Origin of the sequence: Streptomyces sp. NPDC006691 (assembly GCF_042869955.1) — a bacterium.
In the GTDB taxonomy this organism is placed as follows: Bacteria; Actinomycetota; Actinomycetes; order Streptomycetales; family Streptomycetaceae; genus Streptomyces.
The window spans coordinates 22,845-49,806 of the sequence record NZ_JBIAGW010000032.1 but is presented as its reverse complement, the minus strand read 5'-3'; the positions used below and the strand labels follow the sequence as shown (position 1 = coordinate 49,806).

Below are 26,962 nucleotides of genomic sequence, written 5' to 3'. Positions count from 1 at the left end.
CCCCGCGCCCGGGGGGGGGCGGGGGCCGCGGCCGGGGGGGGGGCGGGGCCCCGCGGGGGCCCGCGCGGCCCCCCCCCCCCCCGGGGGGGGGGGGCCCCCGGCCGGCCCCCCCCCCCACGACTGTCTTCCCGGCTCGTCCCGGCTCCTCCCGGCGTGCGGGGCGTCACAGCCGTGGGAGGTTCCGGCGGCCGGGCCGCGCCCCCTAGGGTCAGGGCCATGTTCGCCGCTTACGCCGCCCGCATCGACCGTGACCAGCCGCTCAGCGGCCTTGAGTTGGGGGAGCGGCCGGCCCCCGAGGTACGTCCCGGCTGGACCCTCGTCGACGTACGGGCAGCCTCCCTGAACCACCATGACGTCTGGTCGCTGCGCGGGGTAGGGCTCTCCGAGGACAAGCTGCCGATGATCCTCGGCTGCGACGCGGCCGGTGTCGACCAGGACGGCAACGAGGTCGTCCTGCACTCGGTGATCGGCCAGACCGGCCACGGCGTCGGCCCCACCGAGGGCCGCTCGATCCTCACCGAGAAGTACCAGGGCACCTTCGCCGAACAGGTCGCCGTGCCCACCTGGAACGTGCTGCCCAAGCCGAAGGGCCTGAGCTTCGCGGAGGCCGCCTGCCTGCCGACCGCCTGGCTGACGGCGTACCGGATGCTGTTCACCAACGCCGGTGTCCGGCCCGGGGATTCGGTCCTGGTGCAGGGCGCGGGCGGCGGCGTGGCCACGGCCGCGATCGTGCTCGGCAGGGCGGCGGGCCTGCGGGTCTTCGCGACCAGCCGCGACGAGCACAAGCGCGGGCGAGCGGTCGAACTGGGCGCGGTCGAGGCGTACGAGCCCGGGGCGCGGCTGCCGCAGCGGGTGGACGCGGTGATCGAGACGGTGGGCGCCGCGACCTGGTCCCACTCCGTCAAGTCCCTGCGCCCGGGCGGCACTTTGGTCATCTCCGGCGCCACCAGCGGCGACCGCCCCGCCCACGCCGAACTGACCCGCATCTTCTTCCTCGAACTCAAGGTCGTCGGCTCGACGATGGGCACGAAGGACGAGCTGGAGGACCTGTTGGCGTTCTGCGAGGCGACGGGCGTACGTCCCGTCATCGACGAGGTGCTTCCGCTGGACCGGGCGCGCGAGGGCTTCGAGAAGGTGGCGTCGGGCGATCTGTTCGGGAAGGTGGTCCTCACGGTGGGGTGAGGCCGGTACCGGGCATCCGCTGCACTTCGGGGCCGTGACCCCGCGCGTAGGACCGCGCGGGGTCACGGCCCTTTCGTCTGCCCGTCGTCTGCCCGTCGATTGCCCGTCGACTGCCCGTGGATGTCAACAAGGGTTGACGTCTCGGTGTCTGTCAATGTAAGTTGACAGGCATGACCGAGGCAACCGATCTCGCCGCACGAGCCGGCGACCGCGACCCGAGGGTCGGACTGCGAGCCGTCGCCGCGCTGCGCCGGCTACTGGAACAGCTCGAATCCGTACAGGTGCGAAGCGCCCGCAATCAGGGCTGGTCGTGGCAGGAGGTCGCCGCAGAGCTGGGGGTCAGCCGCCAGGCCGTCCACAAGAAGCACGGGAGGACTTGATGTTCGAGCGATTCACGGCGGATGCGCGGGGGGTGGTGGCGGGTGCGGTCGAGCACGCGTCGCGCACGGGGTCCCCGGTGGTGACCGAGGAACACCTGCTGCTCGCCCTCCTGGACCGCGAGGGCACGAGGGCGTCCTTCGCACTCGCCTCCCTCGGCGTGACCGATCGCCGCGCCGAACTCGCGGAGGCGCTGGCCGCCGGGCGGCGCAGGGGCGGCATGTCCAGGGCGGAGGAGGACGCGCTGGCCGGCCTCGGCATCTCCGTCCAGGAGATCGTGGCGAGAGTGGAGGAGGTCCATGGCCCGGGCGCGCTGTCCGGCGAGACCCTGGGCAAGGCGTGGCCCTCGGGCCGGCCCTCCTTCACGAAGGGGGCGAAGAAGGTACTGGAGAAGGCGCTCAGGCTGGCGGTCGCGCGCAAGCAGAAGCACATCGGGGACGAGCATCTGCTGCTCGCGCTTGCGGTGCTGCCGGGGCTGGCGGGGGAGGCCCTGGCGGAGTGCGGCGGGACGTACGCGGGGTTGGAGCGGGCGCTCTCGCTTCCGGCCGCCTGAGCCGGCCCCGGTGCGGGGGCACTTGCGCAGTACCCCGCGCCTGGGTTCACTGCGGGGCTTGCGGGGCTGAGGGGTGGCGTGGGGCTGGTTTTGCACGGTTCCCCGCGCCCCTGATCCTGCTTTCGGCTGCGGGCCGTGGGGGAGCTTGAGGCCGAGCGCCGTTCAGGCGCGCGCGGGGTCCGGGCCGGGGCCCCAGGGGCCGGGGCCGGGACCATCCAACCCGCGCAAGAGCCGGGAGAGCGGGCAGCCCCCCGCCCCGGTCAGGGGCGGAGCGCCGCTCCGATGTGGGCCGCCGCATCGGCCAAGTGGCGCCGGGCCTCGATCAGTTGGGCCTCCGTCACCCCGTGGTCCCGGGCCGCATCCCGGATGTCGTCCCGGAACCGGTCGAGCAACCGGTCGAGATCCCGCACCGGGTCACCGGACGACTCCTCCCGTGCCCACTCCGGCACCGCCTCCGACTCCGGCTTGCCGAGATCCACCCGCTCGTCCGCCACCGGCGGCGCCTGGCCGAACCCGAACCGCCCGAACTCCTTCGTGATCTCGGCGAGCCCCTCCCGTACCCCCTTGGGCCAGTCGCCCCGAGCGAAGTGCTCCTGCACCTGGCGCTGTACGTCCTGGGCGACCCGCTGCATCTCGTCGCGCGCCTTGTCCTGCGCCTCCTTGGCCTGGCGCCGCGCCTCCTTGGCCTCGTCGCGGGCCCGCCGGGACTCGTCCTTGGCCCGGCGGGCCTGCTCCTTCCACTCCTGCTTCGCGCGCTTGAACTCCTCCTTGGCCTGCTGCCACCCCTCCGCGTCGCCCCACGAGCCGTCGAAGAAGTCGGAAGCCTCGGGGAAGCCCCTCCGGGCACCACGGCCCGCACCCGCACCAGTCCCGGCACCCGCACCCGCACCGGCTCCGGCACCAGCCCCGGCCTGACCCGTACGGGCCTCACGGGCCGCCCGGCGCATGTCGTCACGCAGGCTGCCCGCCGCACCGCGTACGTCGTCGCGGATCTCGGCGGCGAGTTCAGAGACCGACTCGCGGATCTCCAGCTCCAGATCGGCGAGTTCACCGCCCCGGCCCGCCAACTCCGCGCGGCCCGCGTCGGTGATCGAGTAGACCTTGCGGCCGCCCTCGGTGGTGTGCGTGACCAGGCCCTCCGCCTCCAGCTTGGCGAGCCGGGGGTAGACCGTGCCGGCGCTGGGCGCGTACAGCCCCTGGAAGCGCTCTTCGAGCAGACGGATCACCTCGTACCCGTGACGCGGAGCCTCGTCCAGCAGCTTGAGCAGATAGAGACGCAGGCGTCCGTGGGCGAAGACGGGGGGCATGTCAGAGCACCTTCTTGTTCGGGCCGGCCGGGCCGGACTGGTCATCGGGCGACGGCGCTTCCGCGAAGTGCGGCTCCTCCTCCGTCGGCCTGCGCAGGAGCGCGATCGAGCCGGAGACCGTCGTCGCCCTCAGCGTGCCCGTGCCCGCCCCCAAGGTGCCGGTGATCTTCTTCGTGCCCCACTGTCCGCTGATCCGCAGGTCCTCGAACGCGCTGGAGACCGCCCCGCTCGTGGTGTTGGCCTCGACGTGCGCGTCGGCCGGGTGCGGCAGTCGGATGGCGACCTCGCCGGAGACGGTGGTCAGCCGGATGTCGGTGGACTTCGCGCCCGGGTCGAGGTCGAGGAGCATGTCGCCGCTCACCGACTCCGCCTGCACTTGGCCCCCGGCTCCCTCGACGACCGTCAGGTCGCCGGAGACCGACTTGAAGTGCAGGGCGCCGGCGACCGCCTGGGCCTCCAGGTTGCCGGACACGCTCTCGGCCCGGACCGGTCCGCCGAGCTTGACCAGGGTGGCGTCGCCGCTGACTCCGCGCACCTCGGTACGTCCCCGGACCCCGGACACCACGGCCCCCGCGCCGATCGTCCCGACCTCGACGTCCGCACCGGCGGGCACCGCGAGCGAGACCACGGCGCTGCGGCTCCAGCTCTTGCGGTCCAGCCACTTGAGGATGCCGCGCCAAGGCAGATCGTCATAGCCGACGGTGAGTGTGGAGCCGTCCCGCGTCACGATCAGCGGCGGTCCCTCGACGGCCGAGACCTCCAGGCGGGCGGAACTTTCCTCGGTGCCGACGACGTTCACCGTTCCGTTGACGATACGGACCTGGACCTTCGTCACCGGCCCGTCGGCGTCGGACGCGTCGAAGGTGAGCTTCCGCGAATCTGGGACGGCCCACGTGGACTCGGACATGTGCTGACCTCCTGAGCGCTGTGACGACTGAACAGGGCGAGGAACGACGGGTGCGGCTGCCATGCAACGGCAGACGCAACATATCGCGTATCTCGCTAGACACGATATATCGCGGTTGCCGAAAGTCAAGACGGTCCGGGTCGGCCCGGCCGGCTCCGGCTCGCTTCCGCTGTCGTGCGCCCATGCCGCAGTCCGTTTCCATGCGCCCAAACGCCGTCGTACAGGGAGAAAACGCATCAAGAGTGACCTAGCGTATGGATCATGCCCGTCGTCGATGCAGCCGCCCCCGGTGCCCTGCTTCTCTGCCGCGCCGAGCCCCCGGTGGTCCGCCCGGTCGCCCATCTGCTGCGCGAGCGCATGCTGCTGGCGCCCGCTGGGGACGGCTGGAGCGTGCTCGTCCCCGCGGCCAAACCCTGGCTGACCGGCGCCGGCCCGGTCGACGAGGTGCTGGCGGGCTGGGCGGGCGCGCTCACGGTCGGGGCGGGCCGGCCGGTGATCGCGCTGTGGTGGGACGACACCCGGGCCGGCTACACCCTGGCCTCGGGCTTTCGCCGCACGGTCGGATACGTCTGGCTGTCCGACGGCACACCGCTCGGCGAGGGCGAGGCGATGCGTACGTTCGCGGCCCGGCTCGGCCTCGATCCCGTACACGACATGGCGGCGCTCGACGGCCTGACCCGCCCCGACTCCGCCGCCGATGCCCGGGCCCGGCTCCTCGGCCTGATCGCGGTCCTGGCCCGCACGGGCGTGGTGCTGCCGGCCGGGCTCGGCCCGGGCGAACCGACCGACCGGCTGCGTTCGGTGGCCTCGGCGCACGGTGCCGAGGCGATCGAATGGTCCGGCTGGCGCGATGCCGTACGCGCCGAACTCGACGCGGTCGAGGACGGTCCGCTCGGCCCCTGGGTGCGGGGCCCCAAGGCCCGTCTGGTCGGCGCGGTCCAGCTCGCCGCGGGTCTCCCGCTCACGGCCTGGGGCCTGGTCCGTCGCAGCGGCGGCTGGACGACGGCGGGCGCGGTCCTGCTCGCCCACGGCGCCCTCGGCCTCGCGTACGACCGGATGCGGGCCCGGCCGGGTGCCTGATCCGGGCCGGGCGCCCGACCTGAATCGCGCCCCGGACCGGGGCACGTATCCCGGGGGGTGTCCCGATACGTAGCACGCGTCGGGCCGTTCCGCCGGGGGCTGCGGGGCTGCGGGGCTGCGGGGCTGCGGGGCTACTCGTCCTCGTCCTCGTCGTCGAGCCGGGCCAGCCAGGTGGCGAGCCGCTCCACGGGGACCTCGAAGTCCGGGTTCAGATCGACGAAGGTGCGCAGCTGCTCGGCGAGCCACTCGAAGGTGACCTCCTCCTCGCCGCGCCGCTTCTCCAGCTCCTCGATGCCGCGGTCGGTGAAGTACACAACTTGCTCCTGGGACGCCGTACCGGATGTTCGCCCTTCAGCGTATCCGGCGCCAGCACCCCGAGTTGGCCGCCGGGTTCGCCGTGCCGACCACGCGAGGTGCCGACCATGCGAGCGGCCCGGTACCCGGTTCGCGCGGCGAGTCCGGGGTACCGCGAGGTCACCGTGCCCGAGTGTTCCCGCGGGGCCTCCCCGTGACGCGGCCGGCGGATCCGGCCGTCATGATCGGGATCCGACCGGGTCCGCACAGCGTTGTGTGAGTACGGGACGGCTGACGGAGGTGGCTTCGGATGTTCGGTGGGCTCGGCGAGCTTTTCGCGCCCGGGCGGCGGCACACGGAAGAGGAGCGCCGACGTCAGGAGATCACCCTGGACGAGGTCGGCGACTCCGACCCCGGCCGTGGCCCGATAGACCTGGCCAGCGGCAGTGTGGTCATACGGGTGTCCCCGGGCGGGGGCGCCGGGCACACCCGTGAGGACACCGCGGCTCCGGACGGTTCCGTGAGCCCCGCAGGCCCCGCAGGCCCCGCAGGCCCCGCAGGCCCCGTAGGCCCCGCAGGTCCCGTAAACCCCGTAGACCCTGGCGACCCCGCGGAGCACGACGGCCCCGGCCCCGGTCCGCACGCTCCCGCGGCCCGCGACGATGCCCGCGACTCCGACGATCACGACGGCGGGCGCTGAGCACGTCCGTCCATGCCGAAGGGCCCGGCATCCCGATTCCGCGGGATGCCGGGCCCTTCGCCCTGCTTACGACCGTCGGCGACCGGTCGCCGACCCGCCGGTGCTAGGCCTCGAAGACCTCGTTCACCAGCTGCTCCTGCTCCTGCTCGTGGCGCTTCTTCGAGCCCACCGCCGGGGACGAGCCGTGCGGCCGCGAGATGCGGCGCAGACGCTCGCCGTGCGGCACGTCCGCGCCGACGGCCAGGTCCAGGTGGTCGATCAGGTTGAGCGCGATGAACGGCCAGGCACCCTGGTTCGCCGGCTCCTCCTGGGCCCACAGGTACTTCTCGGCGTTCGGGAACTTGGCGATCTCCGCCTGGAGCTCGGCACCCGGCAGCGGGTACAGACGCTCGATGCGGATGATCGCCGTGTCGTTCGCGCCGCGCTTGTCGCGCTCGGCGGCCAGGTCGTAGTAGACCTTGCCCGCGCAGAAGACGACCTTGCGGACCGCGTGGGCGTCCACGTGCTCGTCGCCGATCACCGGGCGGAAGCCGCCGTTGGTGAACTCCTCGGCCTTCGACGCCGCCGCCTTCAGACGCAGCATCGACTTCGGGGTGAAGACGATGAGCGGCTTGTGGTGCGGGTTGTGGACCTGCCAGCGCAGCAGGTGGAAGTAGTTCGACGGCAGCGTCGGCATGGCGACCGTCATGTTGTTCTGCGCGCACATCTGGAGGAAGCGCTCCGGGCGGGCGGACGAGTGGTCCGGGCCCTGGCCCTCGTAGCCGTGCGGCAGCAGCAGCGTGACGCCGGAGGTCTGGCCCCACTTCTGCTCGGCCGAGGAGATGAACTCGTCCACGACCGTCTGGGCGCCGTTGACGAAGTCGCCGAACTGCGCCTCCCACATCACCAGGGACTCGGGACGGGCCAGCGAGTAGCCGTACTCGAAGCCCATCGCCGCGTACTCGGAGAGCAGCGAGTCGTAGACGTTGTAGCGCGCCTGGTCCTCGGACAGGTACATCAGCGGGGTGTAGTCCTCGCCCGTGACCTGGTCGACCAGGACCGCGTGGCGCTGGCCGAAGGTGCCGCGGCGGGTGTCCTGGCCGGAGAGCCGGACCGGGACGCCCTCGATGAGCAGCGAACCGATGGCCAGGGTCTCGCCCATGCCCCAGTCGATCGTGCCGTCCTCGACGGAGGCGGCGCGGCGCTGCATCTGCGGCATCAGACGCGGGTGGACGGTGATCCGCTCGGGGATGTTCACCTGCGACTCGGCGATCCGCTTGACGACCTCCTGGGAGACCGCCGTGGAGACCGCGACCGGGAACTGGGCCTGGGCGTCGGTCGAGTGGATCTCGCTCGGCGCCGAAGTGGCCTCGCGGACCTCCGCGAACACCTTCTCCAGCTGGCCCTGGAAGTCCTGGAGGGCCTGCTCGGCCTCCTCCAGGGTGATGTCCCCGCGACCGATGAGCGACTCGGTGTAGAGCTTGCGCACCGAGCGCTTCTTGTCGATCAGGTTGTACATCTGCGGGTTGGTGAACTGCGGGTTGTCGCCCTCGTTGTGACCGCGGCGGCGGTAGCAGATGAGGTCGATCACGACGTCCTTGTTGAACGTCTGGCGGAACTCGAACGCGAGCCGCGCGACGCGGACCACGGCCTCCGGGTCGTCGCCGTTCACGTGGATGATCGGCGCCTCGATCATGCGGGCCACGTCGGTGGCGTACATGGAGGAGCGCGACGACTCCGGCGCGGCGGTGAAGCCGACCTGGTTGTTGATGACGATGTGGACCGTGCCGCCGGTGCGGTAGCCGCGCAGCTGCGACATGTTCAGCGTCTCGGCGACGACACCCTGGCCGGCGAAGGCCGCGTCACCGTGCAGGGCGACGGGCAGGACCGTGAAGTCCGTGCCGCCCTTGTTGATGACGTCCTGCTTGGCGCGGGCGACGCCCTCCAGGACCGGGTCGACCGCCTCCAGGTGCGAGGGGTTCGCGACGAGCGAGACCTTGATCTGCTCGCCGTCCAGGCCGGTGAAGGTGCCGGAGGCGCCCAGGTGGTACTTCACGTCGCCGGAGCCGTGCATCGACTTCGGGTCGAGGTTGCCCTCGAACTCGCGGAAGATCTGCGCGTACGACTTGCCGACGATGTTGGCGAGCACGTTCAGCCGGCCGCGGTGGGCCATGCCGATGACGACCTCGTCCAGGCGCGACTCGGCGGCGCTGTCGATGACGGCGTCGAGCAGCGGGATGACCGACTCGCCGCCCTCCAGCGAGAAGCGCTTCTGGCCGACGTACTTGGTCTGGAGGAACGTCTCGAACGCCTCGGCCGCGTTCAGGCGGCGCAGGATGCGCAGCTGCTCCTCGCGCTCCGGCTTGGAGTGCGAGCGCTCGACGCGGTCCTGGATCCACTTGCGCTGCTTGGGGTCCTGGATGTGCATGAACTCGATGCCGGTGGTGCGGCAGTACGAGTCGCGCAGGACGCCGAGGACGTCGCGCAGCTTCATCAGGGACTTGCCGGCGAAGCCGCCGACCGCGAACTCCCGCTCCAGGTCCCACAGGGTGAGGCCGTGCTCGGTGATGTCCAGGTCGGGGTGCTTGCGCTGGCGGTACTCCAGCGGGTCGGTGTCGGCCATGACGTGGCCGCGGACCCGGTAGGAGTGGATCAGCTCGAAGACGCGGGCGGCCTTCGTGACGTCGTCGTCGTGCGAGGCGTCGATGTCCTTGAGCCAGCGGACCGGCTCGTAGGGGATGCGCAGCGCCTCGAAGATGTCGTCGTAGAACTCGCTGTCGCCGAGCAGCAGGTTGGCGACGATCCGCAGGAACTCGCCGGACGCCGCACCCTGGATGACCCGGTGGTCGTACGTCGAGGTGAGGGTCATCACCTTCGAGATGCCCAGCTTGTTCAGGGTGTCCTGCGAGGTGCCCTGGAACTCGGCCGGGTAGTCCATCGAGCCGACGCCCATGATGACCGACTGGCCGGGCATCAGACGCGGCACGGAGTGCACGGTGCCGAGGCCGCCGGGGTTGGTCAGCGAGACGGTGACGCCGGTGAAGTCGTCCATCGTCAGCTTGTTGTTCCGGGCCCGGCGGACGATGTCCTCGTAGGCCTGCCAGAACTCGAAGAAGTTGAGCGTCTCGGCCTTCTTGATGCCGGCGACGACGAGCTGGCGGTCGCCGTTGGGCTTCACCAGGTCGATGGCCAGACCGAAGTTCACGTGGTCCGGCTTGACCAGGGTCGGCTTGCCGTCCTTCTCGACGAAGGAGTGGTTCATCGACGGCATGGCCTTGATGGCCTGCACCATCGCGTACCCGATGAGGTGGGTGAAGGAGACCTTCCCGCCCCGGGCGCGCTTGAGGTGGTTGTTGATGACGATGCGGTTGTCGAACAGGAGCTTCACCGGGACGGCGCGCACGGACGTGGCCGTGGGCACCTCAAGGGAGGCGTTCATGTTCTTGGCGACCGCGGCGGAGGGACCGCGCAGCGTCACGTACTCGGGACCGGCCGGGGCCTCGGTCGCCGGAGCGGCGGCGGGCTTGGCGGGCGCGGCGGCGGCCGCGGGCTTCGCCGGAGCGGGAGCCGGGGCGGCGGCCGGAGCCGCGGCCTTCACCGGCGCCGGAGCGGCGGCCGGGGTGGCCGGCGCCGCGGGTGCCGGGGCGGCCTGGGCCGGGGCCGCGGGAGCGGCCGGAGCAGCTGCGGCAGGCGCGGCTGCCGGGGCGCCCGCGGCTGCGGTGGGAGCACCCTGAACAGGGTTGTCCGCCGTGCCGGTGGCACCCGGCTTGTAGTCGGCGAAGAAGTCCCACCAGGCACGGTCGACCGAATTGGGATCCTGGAGGTACTGCTGATAAATCTCGTCGACAAGCCACTCATTGGCACCAAAGCCGGCCGCAGGGTTCTTGCCCTGCCCGTCTTGGTCGGTCGAGACGCTCGAATTACTGGGGGACTGAGACGACACGGCGGTAACCGCCCTCTTCCGCTTCACAAGGTGATGGACAGCGGAAATAAAGGCTACGCCTTGCCGGCGTGGACGTGCAGGCCGGGCTTGCCACAGTCGCGTAAGTCACACCGGAACCCTGGTTTCAGGGCGTGAAATGGCGGGAAACAAGCGTGGTTCCGCTGCTCCACGCGTCGCTCCGGGTACACGGCAGCGCGGCTGCGGCCCCCTGGCCCGCACCCTGAACGACCGCTTCCGCTGATGACCACGCAGAACGGTCGCTTCCGGTTCGAACTTTACGTCAACTTTGCGGGCGCGGGGTGCCCGGGAGGGTGACCTGGATCCGGCAGCCGCGAGTGGATTCGGCCACGCCGATCCGGCCACCGTGGAGATCCACCGCCCAGCGCGCGATGGCGAGGCCGAGGCCCGTGCCGCCGTCGCTGCCCGGGCCGTGCGGGGCGGTCGCCGTGCCGCGGTTGAACCGCTCGAAGACCCGGTGCCACTCCGACTGCGGTATGCCGGGCCCCTCGTCCAGGACCTCCAGGTCGAGCGACTCGGGCTGCGGGCCGCGCCGGGCCCGTACCGTCACGCGGCCGTGCGGCGGGGAGTGCTTGACGGCGTTGTCGATGAGATTCGCCACGACCTGGTGCAGCCGCTCGGCGTCCGCGTGCGCGGTCAGCTCGGGCGGCGAGACGTCCAGGTGCAGATGGACATCGGTGCGCTGGTGGTTGCCCGAGCCCGAGGACAGCTTGCGCTGGGCGGCCGCCAGATTGGCCTCCTTGAGGACGCCCGACAGATACGGCCACACCTCGAAGCGGTGGGCGCGCAGCGTGACCACGCCGTTGTCCAGGCGCGACAGGTCCAGGAGGGTCTCGACCAGGCGGCCCAGGCGCTCGGTCTGCTTGAGGGCCGTGCGCATCGTCTCCGGGTCGGCGGCCGAGACCCCGTCCACCACGTTCTCCAGGACCGCGCGCAGCGCCGCGATGGGGGTGCGCAGCTCGTGGGAGACATTCGCCACGAGTTCCTTGCGGTGCCGGTCCACGGCCTCCAGGTCGTCGGCCATGCGGTTGATGGTGCCCGCGAGGTCGCCGAGCTCGTCGCGGCGGTCGGCGCCGCGCACCCGGCGCGTGTAGTCGCCGTGCGAGATGGCGCGGGCGACCGTGTTCATCTCGTCCAGCGGGGCGGTGAGCCCATGGGCGACGAACTGGGTGATCAGCAGGGTCGCTATCACCGAGAACACCGTGATGAAGCGGAGCTCGGTGCGGGTCTGGAGGGCCACCATGAGCAGCCCTGTGGTGATGAACACGGAGACCACGACGAGCGTGCCGAGCTTGGTCTTGATCGAGATCGACACCGACCGCAGGCCGGCCGCTATCCGGCCGCGCAGCCCGCGCCGGGCCCTGGCCCAGCCGCCGCGTCTGGCGGGCTCGTCCCAGCCGGGCCGCTCGCCGCTGCCGCGCAGCTGCCGGGCCCGGTCTCCGGCCCGGCTCATGGCGCCGGGGTCTCCAGCGCGTAACCCACGCCGTGGACCGTGCGGATCCGCTCGGCGCCGATCTTGCGGCGCAGCGCCTTGATGTGGCTGTCCACGGTCCGGGTGCCGGACGCGTCGGCCCAGTCCCACACCTCGGCGAGCAGCTGCTCGCGCGAGAGGACGGCGCGCGGCGTGTTCGCCAGGCAGCTCAGCAGGTCGAACTCGGTCGGCGTGAGGTGGACGTCCTCGCCGCGCACCCGTACCCGGCGCTGCGCGTGGTCGATCTCCAGCTCGCCGAGCCGGAGTATGCCCGTGCGCGGTGTGGTGGCGGCCAGCGCGGCGCGCTCCACCCGGCGCAGCAGGACGTGCACCCGGGCCGCGAGCTCGCGCATCGAGAACGGCTTGGTCATGTAGTCGTCCGCGCCGACCCCGAGTCCGACCAGCATGTCGGTCTCGTCGTCGCGGGCCGTCAGCATGAGGACCGGCACGGGCCGGCGGGCCTGGACCCGGCGGCAGACCTCCAGGCCGTCGAAGCCCGGCAGCATGATGTCGAGCACCATGAGGTCCGGTTGCCAGGCCTCGGCCGTGTCGACGGCCGCGGGGCCGTCGACGGCCGTCTGCACCTGGAAGCCCTCGGCCCGCAGACGGGCCGCGATGGCGTCGACGATCGTCGTGTCGTCCTCGACGACCAGCACCCTGCGCTGGGCGCCGGGGGTCGCCGCGACGCCGTTGTGGCCGGTGTGTGTCTGCTCCATCGGTTGCCCCGCCCTGAATGTGCTCGCCCGGGGATCCGTGGGGTGATCCCCTGTGTGGCTCAGAGACTAGAGGCACTTTCCGTATCTCGGCTACGCAGGGCGAACACCGAGATGGACCACGTCAGGGACGCCCCGGGCAACTCGGATCTCTTTGGTATTTACCCCGGTGAATCCGGCATTCCGGAGTGCCTGCTCAAAGCCGGGGGACGGCTGCGCGGACCATACGGCGAGCACTCCGCCGGGCCTCAACCGCCTTGCGCAGTGGGCGAGTCCGGCCGGTGAGTACAGTCCGCCGTTGCCCTCCGTGACGGTCCAGTCGGGCCCGTTGTCGATGTCGAGACAGAGCGCGTCGAAGGTGTCCTGGGCGGTCCGTACGTAATCGACCAGATCGGCCTGGATGATCCGGGTACGCGAATCGGACAGAGCCGGGCCGGAAATGGCGCGGAGCGGACCCGTGCGGTGCCAGTCGATGACGGCCTTCTCCCGCTCCAGCACGGTGATTTGGCCCCAGCGGGGGTCCTGCGCCGCATGTGCGAGGGAGAAGCCGACGCCCAGCCCGCCGATGAGAACGGAAGGGCCGGATGTGCCTGGCAGAAGTGTGTCGTACGCCGCATCGATGAGCAGGCGTTCCGAGCGGCCGTCGGAAGTGTCCATGAGGAAGCACCCGTTGGCGATGATCTCGAAATGCGCGCCGCGCTGCCGCAGCACGACTTCCCCGTGCGGTCCCTGCCGCCGGTCGAGGGTGGCGATGTCGTCCATGTCCGTGAGGATGCCGTCTCCGGCCGCTCCGCGCACGCGAGTTGTGGGGCTCGTACGGGTGGCGCGGCGAGCCCCGGACGCTCAGGATGTGTCAAAGGTTGTCCGATGTGGCGCACGCCATAGACGGGCCCGGAGACGATCACGGAAGGTGAGCCGTTGTACGGCAGGTAAGCGAGAACGGAACACGGCCGGGGAACGCGGGCGTGGCTTGATTCGGGGCGCGTACACCGTGCCCCGGGGAAGGGGCCTCTTCCGGTGCACCCGTTGGAAACCCGGCAGCCGGCCGCGTCGGCCACGCCGCTGCCCGCCGTCACTCCTGCTTTCGCTTCCGCCTCCGGCCCCGCGCTGGACGCGATCCCGCCCCAGCGGCCGTGGCCGGAGCCGGAGCCCGCCGAGCCGTCGGTTCGCGAGGCCGGGGCGGCGGCCGTCCCCGGACCGGAGCCGGTGGCCGGCGCCGGTGCGCGGGGCGGTCTCGCCCGTGTCCGGGGGCTGCTCCCCTCGCCCGCCTCGTACCCCTTCGCCTTCGGCTACGCGGTGCTGCTCCTGGTGACCTCGCTCTACAGCGAGTACGGCGACCAGGCCACGGTGAGCGCGTTGCTGCGCGGGTCGAGCACCGATGTGGCCCATCTGTCCACGGCGCCGGTCCTGGCGATCTTCGCGAGCGCCCTGTGGATAGCCGGCGGCATCGCCTCCCCGTACGCGATGGTGTTCCTCTTCGTCCTGGCCGCGCTGGAGCGCCGTATCGGCGGCTGGCGCACGGCCGGTGTCTTTCTGCTCGGCCATGTCGTGGCGACCCTGGCCACCGAGCTTCCGGTCGCCGTCTCGGTCCTGGCCGGCCACCTTCCCGCCAGCTCGCTGCACCGCCTGGACTACGGCATCAGCTTCGGCCTGATGGCCACGGTCGGCGCCCTCGCGGGCCTGCTCGCCCCGCTGCTGCGCTGGACCGCCCTGGCCGTCGTCGGCGCCCTGCTCGTGCAGGACCTCCTGGAGATGGTGGAACCGCTGGCGGCCTGGGGCCACCCGGTGGCCCTCCTGGCGGGCATCGCCTGCTGGCCGGCGGTACGGCGGGTGCGGCTCACACCTGTCACACCGGCCGGCTGATCCCGGCCCGGTCCTCCGCCCCTTCGTCGGCCAGCCCGTCGGCCCCCGTTTCGGCCCGCACGTCGGGCCGCCCGAACCGGGCCAGTACGTGCCACAGCTGCTTCACGTACTGGAGCACCTCGTCCCCGCTGCCGAACTCGGCCCAGGCCCGCGGCTCCCGTACGACGGACGCGGCGGCGTGGCCCAGCGTCTCGGCGCGCAGCAGGCCGTCGGCCGAGTAGGCGCGCACGACACGGGCGGCCAGGGGAAGCATCACGGGGCCACGGAATTCGGCGTCCACCTCGTGCGGCGCGAGCACGAATCCGGGGTGCCACTCGATCGGCACCCCGGTCGACGCGAGCAGCCGGGCGGCCGGGGTGCCCCGGAACGACGGGTCGAGCACGATGGCCTCCGCGTCCCGGGTGAGGACGACCGGGCCGTGCACCTGGGCCTCGACATACCCGTCCAATATCCGCCCGTGTATCCGCCCGTGCGTACCGGAAGGCACCCCGCGCACATCCGTCCCGTCCTCCACGAGCGCCGCCAGGACGCACCAGAAGGCGTCGGCGGTCCCCACGTCCTCCGGTCCGAGGTGGCTGTCGCCGTGGCAGAACGTGGCCCGCCGGTTCACCTCGGGGCGCAGCCGCACATGGCAGGAGCCGAAGCGGGGCGCGGCGCCGTCCGCGTGGCCGAGCAGGTTGAGCGCCCCGTACTTGGGCCGTACGCCGTCGGCGTGGTAGGCGCCGCCGAACAGGGACCGCTCCCACTCGTCCCGGGCCCCGCCGGGGAAGGCGGTGCGCCCGCCGTTGGACAGGCCCGTCTCGTACTGGCTCCGGTAGACCGCGTCCACCGCGAGCGCCTCGGCGACCGTGCGCCCGTCGGTGGGACGCGGCCGGTCGGGGTGGAAGTTGAGGGTGATGCGCGCCCGGTCCATGACGTGCGAGGTGAGTGCCTGCGCGTCCACGCCGCCGAGCCGGCCCGTGGCCCGGCGGGCGGCCGATCGTGCGGCGGTGCGGACGTGGGTGAGCGCGGCGCTCTGGGCGCGGGTGAGCGTCATGCGGCCGAATGTAGGCGAGCGGCCCGTTCGCCCGCTGCCGGATTTTCCGGCGGCGGTCAGCCTGCCGCCGGCTTGAGGACCAGGCTCGCCATGGGAGACCGGGTCGTCCAGCCGAGGGAGGCGTAAAGGGCGCGGCCCTCGGGGGTGCCCACCAGGATGCCGGTGCGGGCGCCCGCCTCGTGGGCGGTGTTCTGAAGGGTGCGCATCACCAGGCTGCCCAGGCCCCGGCGCCGGTGGTCGCCCGCGGTCTCGATCTGGTCGGCGACGGCGGTCGGGCCGGTCGGCGCGATCTGGCCGCGGGCCGCGAAGTGCCCCTCGGTGGTGCGGACGAGGACGCGGGTCACACCGCCCCGGGTCCATGAGGTGAGGGTGTAGCCGGCCGGCACCTCGGGCCGCTCGGCGGCGAGCGGGACCGTCATCAGGTAGCCGGGCCGGTCGAACTCCCAGCCCGCGCCGAGCCAGGGCCGCACGGTGTCGTCGTCCGCGAACAGCTTCAGCCAGGTCCCGGGCGCGCTCGTGGCGGCCACGAGCGCGCGGACGTCGGCCTCGGCGGGGCAGGGCAGTACGTGCCGGGACACGTGGTGGGCCTGTCCGGCGTCGATGGTCCAGCCCCAGGGCCGGTCCATCGGGTCGGAGGTTCCGCGCGACACGACCCAGCCGTCGATCCACGCCCGTACGAGGGCGGCCGTCCTGGCCGGGTCCTTCGTAGCCGCCTCGGTCGCTGCTGCCGTCGTCGTAGCCGTAGCCGTAGCCGTAGCCGTAGCCGTCGCTGGCGAGGTCATGTCCGCCCCCAGTGGTAATAGGTGAAATGGCTAACGGAACCTTACAAGTGGCGGCCGGTATTTGTCCCCCGCCCCTGGTTACGAGGGCGGCCCCAGATGATCGCTCAGAGCGAACAAGGCTCGGGGAACAATCCCCGACTCACATGCATTGAGTCGGCATAGCTCAACTTGACTGCCGAAGGGGAGATCATGGCTACCGAGTCCACGGCGAACACACCGACCGCCCTGCCCGTGCTGCCGCTCGACGACGAGGTCGTGCTGCCCGGGATGGTCGTTCCGCTGGACCTGTCCGACACCGAGGTGCGGGCCGCCGTCGAGGCGGCGCAGGCCGCCGCCCGGTCCGATGCGGGGAAGCCGCAGGTGCTGCTCGTGCCGCGGATCGACGGGACGTACGCCGGGACCGGTGTGCTCGGGACCGTCGAGCAGGTCGGCCGGCTTTCCGACGGCGACCCCGGCGCCCTCATCCGGGGCCGCCACCGCGTGCGCATCGGCGCCGGCACCACCGGGCCCGGCGCGGCCCTGTGGGTGGAGGGCACCCGGGTCGAGGAGACCCTGCCCGAGCCCCTGCCGGGACAGGTGACCGAACTGGTCAAGGAATACAAGGCGCTCGCCACCGACTGGCTGAAGAAGCGCGGGGCCTGGCAGGTCGTCGACCGCGTCCAGCAGATCGAGGGCGTCTCCGCGCTCGCCGACAACTCCGGCTACTCGCCGTTCCTCACCGTCGCCCAGAAGGTAGAGCTCCTGGAGATCGCCGACCCGGTGGCCCGCCTCAAGCTCGCCACCGAGCAGCTCCGCGAGCACCTCGCCGAGCAGGACGTCGCCGAGTCCATCGCCAAGGACGTCCAGGAAGGCGTGGACAAGCAGCAGCGCGAGTTCCTGCTGCGCCGCCAGCTGGACGCCGTGCGCAAGGAGCTGCGCGAGCTCAACGGCGAGGGCGGCGACGAGGACGAGAGCGACGACTACCGCGCCCGTGTCGAGGCCGCCGACCTGCCCGAGAAGGTCCGCGAGGCCGCCCTCAAGGAGGTCGACAAGCTGGAGCGGTCCAGCGACCAGTCGCCCGAGGGCTCCTGGATCCGCACCTGGCTGGACACCGTCCTCGAACTGCCCTGGAACGAGAGCACCGAGGACGTCTACGACATCCGGGGCGCCCGGGAGATCCTCGACGCCGAGCATGCCGGGCTGAAGGACGTGAAGGAGCGCATCACCGAGTACCTCGCGGTGCGCAAGCGCCGTGCCGACCGGGGGCTCGGGGTGGTGGGCGGCCGCCGCGGCGGCGCCGTGCTCGCGCTCGTCGGGCCGCCCGGAGTGGGCAAGACCTCGCTCGGCGAGTCCGTCGCGCACGCCATGGGCCGCAAGTTCGTCCGGGTCGCGCTCGGCGGCGTACGCGACGAGGCCGAGATCCGCGGCCACCGCCGCACCTACGTCGGCGCCCTGCCTGGCCGGATCGTGCGGGCCATCAAGGAGGCCGGGTCGATGAACCCGGTGGTGCTGCTCGACGAGATCGACAAGGTGGGCTCCGACTTCCGGGGCGACCCGGCCGCGGCCCTGCTCGAAGTGCTCGACCCGGCGCAGAACCACACCTTCCGGGACCACTACCTGGAGGTCGAGCTCGACCTGAGCGACGTGGTGTTCCTGGCCACCGCCAACGTCCTCGAAGCCATCCCCGAGGCCCTGCTCGACCGCATGGAGCTGGTCCGGCTCGACGGCTACACCGAGGACGAGAAGGTCGTCATCGCGCGCGACCACCTGCTGCCGCGCCAGCTGGAGCGGGCCGGCCTGGAAGACGGTGAGGTCGTCCTGGAGGATGCCTCACTGCGCAGGCTCGCGGGGGAGTACACCCGCGAGGCGGGCGTACGGAACCTGGAGCGCTCGATCGCCCGGCTGCTGCGCAAGGTGGCGGCCCAGCACGAACTGGGCGGCCAGGAGCTGCCGTTCACCATCGCCCCGGACGACCTGCGCAAGCTGATCGGGCGACCGCACCATGTGCCCGAGTCCGCCCAGGACCCCGCCGAGCGGCGCACCGCGGTGCCCGGCGTGGCCACCGGCCTCGCGGTCACCGGGGCCGGAGGTGACGTCCTGTTCGTCGAGGCCTCCCTGGCGGACCCGGAGACCGGCGCCGCGGGCCTGACCCTCACCGGCCAGCTCGGCGACGTGATGAAGGAGTCGGCGCAGATCGCGCTGAGCTTCCTCCGCTCGCACGGGGCCGAACTGGAGCTCCCCGTGGGGGACTTGAAGGACCGGGGCGTGCACGTCCACTTCCCGGCGGGCGCGGTGCCCAAGGACGGTCCGAGCGCCGGCATCACCCTGGTGACCGCGCTGTCCTCGCTGCTCTCCGGGCGGCAGGTCCGCACCGACGTGGCGATGACCGGCGAGGTGTCGCTGACCGGCCGGGTGCTGCCGATCGGCGGCCTCAAGCAGAAGCTGCTGGCCGCACACCGGGCCGGGATCACGACCGTGGTGATCCCCAAGCGGAACGAGGCGGACCTGGACGACGTCCCGGCCGAGGTCCTGGAGAAGCTGGAGGTCCACCCCGTCACGGACGTCCGCCAGGTCCTGGAGATCGCCCTCGCCCCCGCCGAGGTCGCGGTCGCCGCGGCCGCGTGAGACACCGGGGCCGGGGGTTACCGCCCCGGCCCCGGGCTACGCCCGGGTGGCCCGCTCGTACACCGAGCGGGCCTTCGCGTCGAACAGGGCCGCGGTCGACTCGACGTCCGTGTCGCCGCCGCTCAGGACGCCGATGATCCGGCCGAGCCGGTCCGGGCCCCGGTAGTCGATCAGCCAGGGGCTGCCGCTGGTGCCGACCCAGAACCCGCCGCACTCCATGCGCATCATGGCGGGCTCGTCCGGGTCCTGGCGCACGTCGGTGGTGCACATGACCGGCTTGTTGTCGGGGTTGTGGTCCGGGTCCGGGTAGCCGACGACGGTCGCGCGCTGATCGGGGCCCGCGCCCCACTCGGGCGTCGAGGCGCCGACCACGCTCTGTACGTTGCGGCCGTGCGCGTCCGGCTCCAGCGTGAGGAAGGCGTAGTCCGCCGCGTCCTCGTGGTCCGCGGTCCACCGGTCGTCGACCTGTACCGACCGCACCTTCCACTTCCCGTACGGGAACGTCCCCGGGGCCGCCCCGGAGAAGCCCGGCGCGAACTCCAGGGTGTCCAGCGGAAGCCCGGTCGCGCAGTGCGCGGCGGTGGCTACGACATTGCCGTGCGGACTGGCCACCACGCTCGCGGTGCAGGCGTGGTCGTCGCCGTTGACGAGGACGCCGACCGACGAGACCTTCCCGGCCGGTACCGCGCTGCTCTGGGTGCCGGGCGGCGGGGCCGCGGCTTCGCCCGGGGGCCGCTCGGTCTGCGGCGAGGACGCCACGGACCAGCCGCAGCCCGCACCACCGGCCGTGACGACCGCGATCAGGGCAACCGCCCGGCACACCGCTCCCAACCTGCGCATGCCCCCCATCCTTACTCATGCCGCGCCCGGGACGGGGTCACGTGTGCGACGGGTGCTCCGTACGGGGAGCCGAAGGGCCCCCGGCCACGCAGTGCCGGGGGCCCGCTCGGGTGTGCGTGGGTGCCGTCAGCCGTTGGCGAGCGCCTGGAGGCGGTCGTACGCCCCGTTGAACCGGGAGTGGTCGCCGACCGTGGGGCCCGAGGAGGTGTACTGCCACATCGTCTGGAAGCCCCAGCCGGCCGGCAGGGTGCCGGGGTCGGTGTTGTAGCGGGCGATCCAGAGCGGGTTGCTCGCGCCGAAGGCGGCCGAGTTGCCGGTGCACTGGGTCCACCAGCTGGTCGCGGTGTAGATCACCGCGTCCCGCCCGGTACGGGCCCGGTACTGGTCGAGGAAGTCGCCGATCCAGCTGACCATGCCGGCCGCCGACTTGCCGTAGCAGGCCGCGCCGTACGGGTTCCACTCGATGTCCAGGGCGCCCGGCAGGGTCCGGCCGTCGCGCGACCAGCCGCCGCCGTGGTCCACGAAGTAGTCGGCCTGGGCGGCGCCGCTCGTCGTGTCGGGGGTGGCGAAGTGGTACGCGCCGCGGATCATGCCGACGCCGTACGAGCCGTTGTACTGCTGGGCGAAGTTGGGGTTGGTGTAGTACGTGCCCTCGGTGGCCTTGACGTAGGCCCACTTCACCCCGCTGTTCCACAGGGTGGACCAGGCGACGTTGCCGTTGTGGCTGCTGGTGTCGACACCCTCGGTCTGCGCGGCCTGTACGGCACGGGTGTCACGGGGCAGCCCGCCCACCCCGTCGTGCTTGGCCACGCCCATACCCAGGGTCGCGGAGCCGCGCGCGGGGATGTCGGCGGCGCCGGCCGTACCGGTGAAACCGAGGACGAGGGCGAGGGAGGAGAGGAGGATCCCGGCCGCGGCGAGGGGGCCGCGGCGGGCCGTTCCGGATCTGTGCACGGGCATTGCGTGCCTCCGAAAGGCTGTGTGGGGGTGGGGAGATGACGTCCTGGGTCGACATGGCGACGACGTATCGCTGTGGACATGTCAGGGATGCCAGAGATGACGCTACGCACGTAGACCGTTGGCGGGAAAGGGGCTCCAGGCTATGCCGTTGGTTCAGACCTGTGGTGGTGACGACACGCTGCGGGAACGGCGTGGCCCGGCGGAAACTTTCAGCCGCGGCCCCTCCCGGCGCCATCCGGGATGCCCGGCACACAGCCCGCTGGGAAATACTGTGCCGTCACGACACACCTAGGGCATGGGAGCCGATGTGCACGGTCCGGACCAGGAGTTCCTCGCGCTCGAACGCGAGCTGGCCGTCTTCCTGCGGCGGGCCAGGGCCTCGTCCGGCGAGATGGCCCGCGAGGTGCACCCCGATCTCGAACCGGCGGCGTACGGCCTGCTGGTACGCCTCGACGAGGCCGGCCCGCAGCGGGCCACCGAGCTCGCCGGGTACTTCGGCGTGGGCAAGGCGACGATGAGCCGCCAGTTGCACGCCCTGGAGGACCTCGGCCTGGTCGCCCGCGAACCCGACCCGGCCGACGGCCGTGCCTCCCTGGTCCGCATCACCCCCGAGGGCACGGCACGGTTCGGCCGGGTCCGCGACGCCCGCCGCGAGAGCTATGTGCGCAGGCTGGCCAACTGGGACCGCCTGGAAATCTCCGAACTGGCCCGCCTGCTGCACCAGCTGAACGCGGCGGCGGAGAGCTAGGGCCTGTCCCCGGGGCCGGGCGGGTCCGGGCGGAGCCGGGCCCGGGAAAGCCCTCGGGGCCGCGCGCGGCGGGGGCTAGAACCCCACCGCCACCACGGTCGCGTCGTCGTGCCGCTTGCTCCGCCCCAGGAACGCCCGCTCCGCGTCCCCCGTCTCCAACTCCCGCACCCGCGCGACCAGTCCGTCCGGACCCGCCTTGCGGACCAGGGCCACGCAGTCCGCCCACGAGCCCTCGCGGAACTTCTCGACCCAGCGGCTCGCCCCGTCCGTCAGGGCGAGCACCGACCGCACGGCGGCGAGCGGCTCGCGGCCGGTGACCGCGCGGGCCGCCACCGACGGGTCCGCGGCCGCCGTGAAGAACCCGCCCTCCTTGTTGCGGACCGTCGCGTCCGCGACCGCGTCGCTGACCAGGGACGCCCGCGGCACCCGGTCGAGCCGGTCGTCCAGGACCGCCCGTACCGAGCCGTCGGCCGATTCGACGAGCAGGGCCGAGTCCGACAGGACGAGGTACTCCAGGTCCGCCGCGTCCCACCGCGCGAGCACCACGGTTGCCTGAGGCGTGCGCGGGTGAGAAAGGTCACAGGTGTCGCGGTGGGCGTCCGCGGTGCGCCGAATGGATTCCGCCAGGATCCCGGCCAGCGTCATGTCCCGCCGCGAAGCGGACAGTTCGGTCAGCGCGCCGCCGAGCCGCGCGGTGAACCACGGCACGTCGTGCACGCAGTCGCCGTTCCCGGGCAGCGGGGTCACGCCGTCCAGGACGACGAGCAGCCCGCCCAGGCCCGAAGCGGGCAGTGCGGTGGCCGCCCAGTCCTCGTTGGGGCGGGCGGGGTCTCCGGGCACGGTGGTCAGCTGGATGCGCATGCCGGCCAGTCTGCACGAGCCCGCCACGGCGCCTCCCCGCCATCGGCGGAGCCGTCGGACGCCCCGTCAATTGGCTCCGGACGGGGGCCGAACCGCATAATCCCGGGAGGAATCCGCCGCTCCGCCGAGTGTGGGCGGGCATCCTGCCAAAGGCCGCGCGGAAGTTCCAACCGGCTCCACGGCGGACCGGGGCCGGGCGCTCCGGGAGAGTTGATGGTCAACTCCGAAGTGATGTTCACTCGTTCAGGTGGCCGAGCAGTGACTACTCGTCATGACCAGTCGTCACCTTGGCTTCCTTGGTGGACTGGCAGACACGAGTGAAGATTGAGAGCACCGGTGCAGAACAAGCGGCCTCGGGGCAACGACGGCACACGCGCACAACGCACCGTTCGGGTGCGGAGCCGCCTGGTCGTCTCCGTCGCCGTTGTCTCCCTCACCGTGCTCGGAGCCGGTGCGCCCACCCTCTTCGCGGCCTCCGCGGACCTCAAGGACTCCCAGCACCTGGTCACCCTCGCGCAGCTGGACCAGCAGGCGATCAGCCTCGCCCACGCGCTCGGTGACGAGCGCGACGGCGTCACGCAGTACGTCGCCGCCGGCCGGCCCAGCGGCAAGGACGCGGCCCTCAAGGAGCCCGCCGCCCGCGTGGACCGGCAGATCGACGAACTGCGCGCCACCGCCCCCGCGGGCCTCGCACGCGACCTCGCCACCGTGCCGGCCCTGCGCCGCACCGCGCTCACCGGCAAGGGCACCGCCCTGGAGGCGCAGAAGTCGTACTCCGACGTGATCGCCACGCTGCTCGCCGTCGCCGACGAGCTCGCCGACCGCACACCGCCGCGCGCCGCCGAGGCGACCCGGGCCCCCGGGGCGCTGGGGCGGGCGGTGGAGCAGGCCTCGGCCACCCGGGGGCTGCTGCTCGGCGCGCTCTCGGTGCCGGCCGGCTCGACCTCGCGGGTGTTCGACCCCGTCAGCGGCAAGTACGTGTCGAAGGAGAACGACGGGGACGCGGCCCGCACGCGGGACGCGCTCAGCGGGGCCGCCCAGCAGGCCCATGTGCGCGAGCAGTCCGCGCTCGCCGACTTCGACCAGGCCGCCGCCGCGGACGCACGCGACCGGTTCGCCAGCACCGTCACCGGGCCCGAGGTGGAGGCCGCCGACGGCTTCCTCACCCGGCTCACCGACCAGCCCCAGCTCAGCACCTCCGAGCGCAAGTCCGACCCGGACGCGGTGGGCGCGGCCCTCTCCGCGCGGATCGACCGGATGCGCGGCGCCGAGGCCGCGCTCGCCACCGCGCAGGTCAAGAAGTTCGAGCAGCTGCGCGACGACGACGTCAGCGCCCTGGAGATCCGGATCGGGCTCATCGGCGCCCTGCTGCTGCTCGCCATCGGAATCTCGGCCGCGACCGCCCGCAGCCTGACCCGTCCGCTCGCCGTGCTGCGGCGCGGCTCGGCCCGGCTCGCCGAGGCGCCCGAGACCGAGGAGCCGGTGCGCTTCACCGGCCGCAACGACGAGTTCGCCCAGGTCGTACGCTCCCTCAACGAGCTGCACGCCAAGTTCGTCGAGCAGCGCTCCCGCGTCACCGAACTCGACCAGGACCTCGGCAAGCAGCGCGGCCGGCTCGCCCGCCTGGCCGCCGAGAAGGAGCAACTCCGCGCAGAAGTACGGGAGTTGACGACTCGGCTGGAGCGTGCGGAGGGCACGGTCAAGCACGCCTTCGTCAACCTGGGGCTGCGCAGCCTCGGTCTGATCGAGCGTCAGCTGTCCGTGATCGAGAGCCTGGAGGAGCGCGAGCAGGACCCGGACCAGCTCGGCGTCCTGTTCAAGCTCGACCACCTGGCCACCGTCATCCGGCGCCACGGCGAGAACCTCCTGGTCCTGGCCGGCACCGAGCACCACCACAACCACCCGGGCCCGGTCCCGCTGGTCGATGTGATGCGGGCCGCGGTCAGCGAGATCGAGCGGTACGAGCGGGTCGTCATCCAGGCCCTGCCGCCGCACGCCCAGGTCGCCGGTTTCGCCGCCGACGACCTGAGTCACCTGGTCGCCGAGCTCCTGGAGAACGCCACCTCCTTCTCGCCGCCCGAAACCCAAGTGCAGCTCTCCGGATGGCAGTTGGAGAGCGGCGAGATCATGCTCTCGGTCGAGGACGAGGGCATCGGCGTGCCCTCCGAGCGCCGAGCCGAGCTGAACCGCCGGCTCGCCGACCCCGCCTCGTACGAACCCGGCGAGCCCGGCACCGAGGCGGGCGGCCTCGGGCTGCATGTCTCGGCCCTGCTCGCGCACCGGCACGGCGTACGTGTCGAACTGCGCGAGCAGAAGCAGGGCGGTGTCGCCGCGGTCGTGGTGCTGCCCGGGGCGATCCTGCCGACCACCCCGCCGGTGGACGCCCCGCAGCTGGTGCCGTCGGCCGGCGAGGCGCCGCGCTTCACGCTGCCGGGCGCGCTCGCCGAGGCCAACTCCAATGTGCTGCCGGAGCGCACGGAACGCTCGGGCGAGATCCCCAGGCCCACCGTCCCCGAGCCCGCGGGGCCGACCGAGTCCGCGGGGCCGACCGAGCCCGTGGAACCGGCCGAGCCCGCGCGGCCCGAACCGGCCGAGCCCGCCCTGCCGACGCGGGCCGCCCGGGCCCAGGACGATTCGGTCGAGCCGGCTGGGCCCGGTGCGCCCGTCGCGGACGCGGAGCCCGCAGCGGACGCCGAACACCCCCTGGACCAGCCGACCTTCGAGATGCGGCTCCCCGAGCCCCGGCCCGAGGCAGCCGGTCCCGAGCCCACCGCACCTCGGCCCGCACCCGCGTCAGAGGCCGTCCCCGTGGCCGCCTCCGCACCCGTAGCCGCGTCCGCGCCCGTACCCCCGGCCGTGCCCAACCCGGAGGCCGAACCCGACCCGGCCCCCGAGGGCGCTCAGCGGCTGACGGACAAGGGCCTGCCCAAGCGGACCCCGAAGGTCGTGCAGGCCGGGGCGGGCGGGGTACAGGAGCGCAAGGGAGGCACCGACGCCGCGGAGGCGCTGCGCCGCAGGCTCGGCGGTTTCCAGAAAGGCGCGACCGAGGGCCGGCGCGATGTGGCGGCGGAACTCGAAGAGACCGGACAGCGCGAAGAGACCGAACAGCAGGCAGACACGGACACGGGGGAGACAGTCGAGGAGGTACGCAGATGAGTGCGACCGGCACCACCGGTATCGACAGGCCCGGCGGCGCGGCGTCCGGCACCGGCAGCGGCACCGGCACGATCGGGGCGAACACCGAGGCCCGCAATCTGCAGTGGCTGCTGGGCAACCTCGTCGAGGAGGTGCCCGGGATCCACTCCGTCGCGGTCGTCTCCTCCGACGGACTGCTGCTGCTCTCGTCCGACCCCGAGCAGCGCCAGGTGACCGTCGCCCGGCAGGGCCCGCGCGGATCGAGCGCCGATCTCGCCACCATCGTCTCCGGCATCGGCAGCCTCACCATCGGGGCCGCCCGCCTCATGGAGGGCGGCGGCGTCAAGCAGACGATGGTCGCGATGGAGGAGGGCAGCGTCTTCGTCATGTCCATCAGCGACGGCTCGCTGCTCGGCGTGCACGCCACCCCCGACTGCGACATGAGCGTCGTCGCGTATCACATGGCGCTCTTCGTGGGCCGCGCCGGACACGTGCTGACCCCCGAAGTCCGCAGTGCGCTGCGCCAGTCGATGGAGGCCGTCCAGTGAACCCGCCCGCCGAGGAATCCGCGCGGCTTCCGATACGCGGCGCGGGCCTTCCCCGAGCTCTCCGCTCCGGTCGGGCAGGGGAGACCCCGAGGCCCGCCCGGGTCCGCCCGTACTCGCTGACCGGCGGGCGCACCCGGTTCGGCCACGTACTGCTCGTCGAGACGTTCGTCGCGGCCATCGAGGCGCCCCCCGAGCGCAAGGAGCTCGGCGGGCGCACCCACCGGGTCATGCCGGAGATGCTGGCCATCGTGGAGATCTGCCGCGCGATGCGGACCGTCGCCGAGATCTCCGCCCTCCTCAAGATGCCCCTCGGTGTGGTGCGCGTGCTGCTCAGCGACCTGGCCGACCAGGGAAGAATCCGTGTGTACGGGACCGGGCACGGCTCGGACCGGCCCAACCGCGCACTGCTCGAAAGGGTGCTCAGTGGACTCCGCCGTCTCTGAACTCCTCGCTCCCGACGAGGAGTTGCAGCCTTGGCAGCAGGACCGCAGCCGGGCCCCCATCGCGACCAAGGTCGTGGTCGCGGGTGGCTTCGGCGTGGGCAAGACCACCTTCGTAACGGCGGTCTCCGAGATCACCCCGCTCCAGACCGAGGCGGTGATGACCCGGGCCAGCGAGGCCACCGACGACCTGTCGGCGACGCCCGAGAAGCTGACCACCACCGTCGCCATGGACTTCGGCCGCATCACGCTCGCCGACGACCTCGTCCTGTACGTGTTCGGCACGCCCGGGCAGCAGCGGTTCTGGTTCATGTGGGACGACATCGTGCGCGGGGCGATCGGCGCGATCGTGCTCGCCGACACCCGGCGTCTGACGGACTGCTTCCCCGCGCTCGACTACTTCGAGAGCTGCGGCATTCCGTACGTCGTGGCCGTCAACCACTTCGAGGGCACCGAGTCCTTCGAGGCCGAGGACGTGCGCGAGGCACTCACCGTGCCGCCGCACATCCCGGTGGTGATCATGGACGCGCGTGACCGGCTCTCGGTCATCGACTCCCTGCTCGGCCTGGTGGCCCACGCCCTGGAAGCCTGCCCCGAATAGACGCCGCCCCCCACGGCAC

General features: G+C 72.4%; 24 protein-coding genes. 12 read left to right on the top strand and 12 right to left on the bottom strand.

The features are described 5' to 3' along the window. Positions 1-216 precede the first annotated feature (216 nt). From ACFYNP_RS36365 to ACFYNP_RS36355, 3 genes are all read left to right on the top strand, one after another. Positions 217-1,182: a zinc-binding dehydrogenase gene (locus tag ACFYNP_RS36365; RefSeq protein WP_388406808.1), complete on the top strand. Its 966-nt coding sequence runs from the start codon at positions 217-219 to the stop codon at positions 1,180-1,182. A 170-nt stretch (positions 1,183-1,352) separates the two neighbouring features. Continuing rightward, positions 1,353-1,562, top strand: a complete 210-nt coding sequence (locus tag ACFYNP_RS36360; protein WP_388791555.1) for a helix-turn-helix domain-containing protein — start codon at positions 1,353-1,355, stop codon at positions 1,560-1,562. Further along, complete coding sequence (locus ACFYNP_RS36355) at positions 1,562-2,113, top strand: Clp protease N-terminal domain-containing protein (protein WP_388791553.1); 552 nt, start codon at positions 1,562-1,564, stop codon at positions 2,111-2,113. The genes ACFYNP_RS36360 and ACFYNP_RS36355 overlap by 1 nt, the downstream gene beginning before the upstream one ends. Before the next feature lie 260 nt (positions 2,114-2,373). On the opposite strand, the gene ACFYNP_RS36350 is transcribed toward ACFYNP_RS36355, so the two are convergent. Both ACFYNP_RS36350 and ACFYNP_RS36345 read right to left on the bottom strand, forming a co-directional pair. After that, entirely contained in the window at positions 2,374-3,420 is a 1,047-nt protein-coding gene (locus ACFYNP_RS36350) for a helix-turn-helix transcriptional regulator (RefSeq protein WP_388791551.1), read from the bottom strand. Position 3,421: 1 nt separating this feature from the next. Next, entirely contained in the window at positions 3,422-4,327 is a 906-nt protein-coding gene (locus ACFYNP_RS36345) for a DUF4097 domain-containing protein (protein ID WP_388791549.1), read from the bottom strand. Between the two features lie 261 nt (positions 4,328-4,588). On the opposite strand from ACFYNP_RS36345, the gene ACFYNP_RS36340 reads away from it, so the two are divergent. Next, entirely contained in the window at positions 4,589-5,407 is an 819-nt protein-coding gene (locus tag ACFYNP_RS36340; RefSeq protein ID WP_388791547.1) for a hypothetical protein, read from the top strand. A gap of 131 nt (positions 5,408-5,538) precedes the next feature. Here the strand turns inward: ACFYNP_RS36340 and ACFYNP_RS36335 are convergent, their stop codons facing one another. After that, positions 5,539-5,721 carry a DUF6104 family protein gene (locus ACFYNP_RS36335; RefSeq protein WP_003961784.1) on the bottom strand — a complete coding sequence of 61 codons (183 nt, stop codon included), beginning with the start codon at positions 5,719-5,721 and terminating at the stop codon, positions 5,539-5,541. 290 nt (positions 5,722-6,011) lie between these two features. Here ACFYNP_RS36335 and ACFYNP_RS36330 point away from each other — a divergent pair, with 290 nt between their 5' ends. Continuing rightward, complete coding sequence (locus ACFYNP_RS36330) at positions 6,012-6,401, top strand: DUF6191 domain-containing protein (RefSeq protein WP_388791545.1); 390 nt, start codon at positions 6,012-6,014, stop codon at positions 6,399-6,401. Positions 6,402-6,504: 103 nt separating this feature from the next. Here ACFYNP_RS36330 and ACFYNP_RS36325 read toward each other — a convergent pair whose 3' ends face one another. The 4 genes from ACFYNP_RS36325 to ACFYNP_RS36310 form a co-directional block, all read right to left on the bottom strand. Beyond that, positions 6,505-10,323 carry a multifunctional oxoglutarate decarboxylase/oxoglutarate dehydrogenase thiamine pyrophosphate-binding subunit/dihydrolipoyllysine-residue succinyltransferase subunit gene (locus ACFYNP_RS36325; RefSeq protein WP_388406825.1) on the bottom strand — a complete coding sequence of 1,273 codons (3,819 nt, stop codon included), beginning with the start codon at positions 10,321-10,323 and terminating at the stop codon, positions 6,505-6,507. A gap of 280 nt (positions 10,324-10,603) precedes the next feature. After that, entirely contained in the window at positions 10,604-11,794 is a 1,191-nt protein-coding gene (locus tag ACFYNP_RS36320; protein WP_388406828.1) for an ATP-binding protein, read from the bottom strand. Continuing rightward, entirely contained in the window at positions 11,791-12,528 is a 738-nt protein-coding gene (locus ACFYNP_RS36315) for a response regulator transcription factor (protein ID WP_053730675.1), read from the bottom strand. The genes ACFYNP_RS36320 and ACFYNP_RS36315 overlap by 4 nt, the downstream gene beginning before the upstream one ends. A 90-nt stretch (positions 12,529-12,618) precedes the next feature. Then, positions 12,619-13,287 carry a spermidine synthase gene (locus ACFYNP_RS36310; RefSeq protein WP_388406831.1) on the bottom strand — a complete coding sequence of 223 codons (669 nt, stop codon included), beginning with the start codon at positions 13,285-13,287 and terminating at the stop codon, positions 12,619-12,621. 255 nt (positions 13,288-13,542) lie between these two features. On the opposite strand from ACFYNP_RS36310, the gene ACFYNP_RS36305 reads away from it, so the two are divergent. Further along, the gene (locus ACFYNP_RS36305) at positions 13,543-14,388 is read left to right on the top strand and encodes a rhomboid-like protein (RefSeq protein ID WP_388791543.1); all 846 of its coding nucleotides are present in this window, start codon (positions 13,543-13,545) and stop codon (positions 14,386-14,388) included. Here ACFYNP_RS36305 and ACFYNP_RS36300 read toward each other — a convergent pair. Together ACFYNP_RS36300 and ACFYNP_RS36295 are read right to left on the bottom strand one after the other, a co-directional pair. Further along, positions 14,372-15,424 carry a DUF3626 domain-containing protein gene (locus tag ACFYNP_RS36300; protein ID WP_388791541.1) on the bottom strand — a complete coding sequence of 351 codons (1,053 nt, stop codon included), beginning with the start codon at positions 15,422-15,424 and terminating at the stop codon, positions 14,372-14,374. The two genes, ACFYNP_RS36305 and ACFYNP_RS36300, sit on opposite strands and share 17 nt — an antisense overlap. Before the next feature lie 56 nt (positions 15,425-15,480). Further along, entirely contained in the window at positions 15,481-16,206 is a 726-nt protein-coding gene (locus ACFYNP_RS36295) for a GNAT family N-acetyltransferase (RefSeq protein ID WP_388791539.1), read from the bottom strand. A gap of 189 nt (positions 16,207-16,395) precedes the next feature. Between ACFYNP_RS36295 and lon the strand changes: the two genes are divergently transcribed. Beyond that, a complete protein-coding gene (gene lon, locus ACFYNP_RS36290; RefSeq protein WP_388406844.1) occupies positions 16,396-18,810 on the top strand; it encodes an endopeptidase La in 2,415 nt (804 codons plus the stop codon). Positions 18,811-18,846: 36 nt separating this feature from the next. Here the strand turns inward: lon and ACFYNP_RS36285 are convergent, their stop codons facing one another. Together ACFYNP_RS36285 and ACFYNP_RS36280 are read right to left on the bottom strand one after the other, a co-directional pair. Next, positions 18,847-19,650, bottom strand: coding sequence for a trypsin-like serine peptidase (locus tag ACFYNP_RS36285; protein WP_388406847.1), 804 nt, complete (start codon positions 19,648-19,650; stop codon positions 18,847-18,849). A 126-nt stretch (positions 19,651-19,776) separates the two neighbouring features. Next, complete coding sequence (locus ACFYNP_RS36280) at positions 19,777-20,610, bottom strand: lysozyme (protein WP_388406850.1); 834 nt, start codon at positions 20,608-20,610, stop codon at positions 19,777-19,779. A gap of 295 nt (positions 20,611-20,905) precedes the next feature. Between ACFYNP_RS36280 and ACFYNP_RS36275 the strand changes: the two genes are divergently transcribed. Further along, on the top strand, positions 20,906-21,358 hold the full coding sequence (locus tag ACFYNP_RS36275) for a MarR family winged helix-turn-helix transcriptional regulator (RefSeq protein ID WP_100579617.1): 453 nt from the start codon (positions 20,906-20,908) through the stop codon (positions 21,356-21,358). 75 nt (positions 21,359-21,433) lie between these two features. Here the strand turns inward: ACFYNP_RS36275 and ACFYNP_RS36270 are convergent, their stop codons facing one another. Beyond that, positions 21,434-22,219, bottom strand: a complete 786-nt coding sequence (locus ACFYNP_RS36270) for a hypothetical protein (protein ID WP_388406855.1) — start codon at positions 22,217-22,219, stop codon at positions 21,434-21,436. 336 nt (positions 22,220-22,555) lie between these two features. Here ACFYNP_RS36270 and ACFYNP_RS36265 point away from each other — a divergent pair, with 336 nt between their 5' ends. Genes ACFYNP_RS36265 through ACFYNP_RS36250 form a run of 4 tightly spaced genes read left to right on the top strand, consistent with a single transcriptional unit; the run spans position 22,556 to position 26,943 of the window. Further along, positions 22,556-25,375, top strand: coding sequence for a nitrate- and nitrite sensing domain-containing protein (locus ACFYNP_RS36265; protein ID WP_388791536.1), 2,820 nt, complete (start codon positions 22,556-22,558; stop codon positions 25,373-25,375). Beyond that, complete coding sequence (locus ACFYNP_RS36260) at positions 25,372-25,902, top strand: roadblock/LC7 domain-containing protein (protein ID WP_388406861.1); 531 nt, start codon at positions 25,372-25,374, stop codon at positions 25,900-25,902. Before ACFYNP_RS36265 ends, ACFYNP_RS36260 begins: the two co-directional genes overlap by 4 nt. Beyond that, complete coding sequence (locus ACFYNP_RS36255; RefSeq protein ID WP_388791534.1) at positions 25,899-26,345, top strand: DUF742 domain-containing protein; 447 nt, start codon at positions 25,899-25,901, stop codon at positions 26,343-26,345. The genes ACFYNP_RS36260 and ACFYNP_RS36255 overlap by 4 nt, the downstream gene beginning before the upstream one ends. Further along, complete coding sequence (locus ACFYNP_RS36250) at positions 26,326-26,943, top strand: ATP/GTP-binding protein (protein ID WP_388406866.1); 618 nt, start codon at positions 26,326-26,328, stop codon at positions 26,941-26,943. The genes ACFYNP_RS36255 and ACFYNP_RS36250 overlap by 20 nt, the downstream gene beginning before the upstream one ends. Positions 26,944-26,962 lie beyond the last annotated feature (19 nt).

What these genes read in the sequence shown, in the direction of transcription:
- ACFYNP_RS36360 (WP_388791555.1), top strand. Translation starts at nt 1,353, where the DNA reads ATGACCGAGGCAACCGATCTCGCCGCACGAGCCGGCGACCGCGACCCG.
- ACFYNP_RS36310 (WP_388406831.1), bottom strand. Translation starts at nt 13,287, where the DNA reads ATGGACGACATCGCCACCCTCGACCGGCGGCAGGGACCGCACGGGGAA.
- ACFYNP_RS36340 (WP_388791547.1), top strand. Translation starts at nt 4,589, where the DNA reads ATGCCCGTCGTCGATGCAGCCGCCCCCGGTGCCCTGCTTCTCTGCCGC.
- ACFYNP_RS36345 (WP_388791549.1), bottom strand. Translation starts at nt 4,327, where the DNA reads ATGTCCGAGTCCACGTGGGCCGTCCCAGATTCGCGGAAGCTCACCTTC.
- ACFYNP_RS36295 (WP_388791539.1), bottom strand. Translation starts at nt 16,206, where the DNA reads ATGACCTCGCCAGCGACGGCTACGGCTACGGCTACGGCTACGGCTACG.
- ACFYNP_RS36350 (WP_388791551.1), bottom strand. Translation starts at nt 3,420, where the DNA reads ATGCCCCCCGTCTTCGCCCACGGACGCCTGCGTCTCTATCTGCTCAAG.
- ACFYNP_RS36315 (WP_053730675.1), bottom strand. Translation starts at nt 12,528, where the DNA reads ATGGAGCAGACACACACCGGCCACAACGGCGTCGCGGCGACCCCCGGC.
- ACFYNP_RS36300 (WP_388791541.1), bottom strand. Translation starts at nt 15,424, where the DNA reads ATGACGCTCACCCGCGCCCAGAGCGCCGCGCTCACCCACGTCCGCACC.
- ACFYNP_RS36270 (WP_388406855.1), bottom strand. Translation starts at nt 22,219, where the DNA reads ATGCGCATCCAGCTGACCACCGTGCCCGGAGACCCCGCCCGCCCCAAC.
- ACFYNP_RS36260 (WP_388406861.1), top strand. Translation starts at nt 25,372, where the DNA reads ATGAGTGCGACCGGCACCACCGGTATCGACAGGCCCGGCGGCGCGGCG.
- ACFYNP_RS36365 (WP_388406808.1), top strand. Translation starts at nt 217, where the DNA reads ATGTTCGCCGCTTACGCCGCCCGCATCGACCGTGACCAGCCGCTCAGC.
- ACFYNP_RS36355 (WP_388791553.1), top strand. Translation starts at nt 1,562, where the DNA reads ATGTTCGAGCGATTCACGGCGGATGCGCGGGGGGTGGTGGCGGGTGCG.
- ACFYNP_RS36280 (WP_388406850.1), bottom strand. Translation starts at nt 20,610, where the DNA reads ATGCCCGTGCACAGATCCGGAACGGCCCGCCGCGGCCCCCTCGCCGCG.
- ACFYNP_RS36285 (WP_388406847.1), bottom strand. Translation starts at nt 19,650, where the DNA reads ATGCGCAGGTTGGGAGCGGTGTGCCGGGCGGTTGCCCTGATCGCGGTC.
- lon (WP_388406844.1), top strand. Translation starts at nt 16,396, where the DNA reads ATGGCTACCGAGTCCACGGCGAACACACCGACCGCCCTGCCCGTGCTG.
- ACFYNP_RS36330 (WP_388791545.1), top strand. Translation starts at nt 6,012, where the DNA reads ATGTTCGGTGGGCTCGGCGAGCTTTTCGCGCCCGGGCGGCGGCACACG.
- ACFYNP_RS36275 (WP_100579617.1), top strand. Translation starts at nt 20,906, where the DNA reads ATGGGAGCCGATGTGCACGGTCCGGACCAGGAGTTCCTCGCGCTCGAA.
- ACFYNP_RS36320 (WP_388406828.1), bottom strand. Translation starts at nt 11,794, where the DNA reads ATGAGCCGGGCCGGAGACCGGGCCCGGCAGCTGCGCGGCAGCGGCGAG.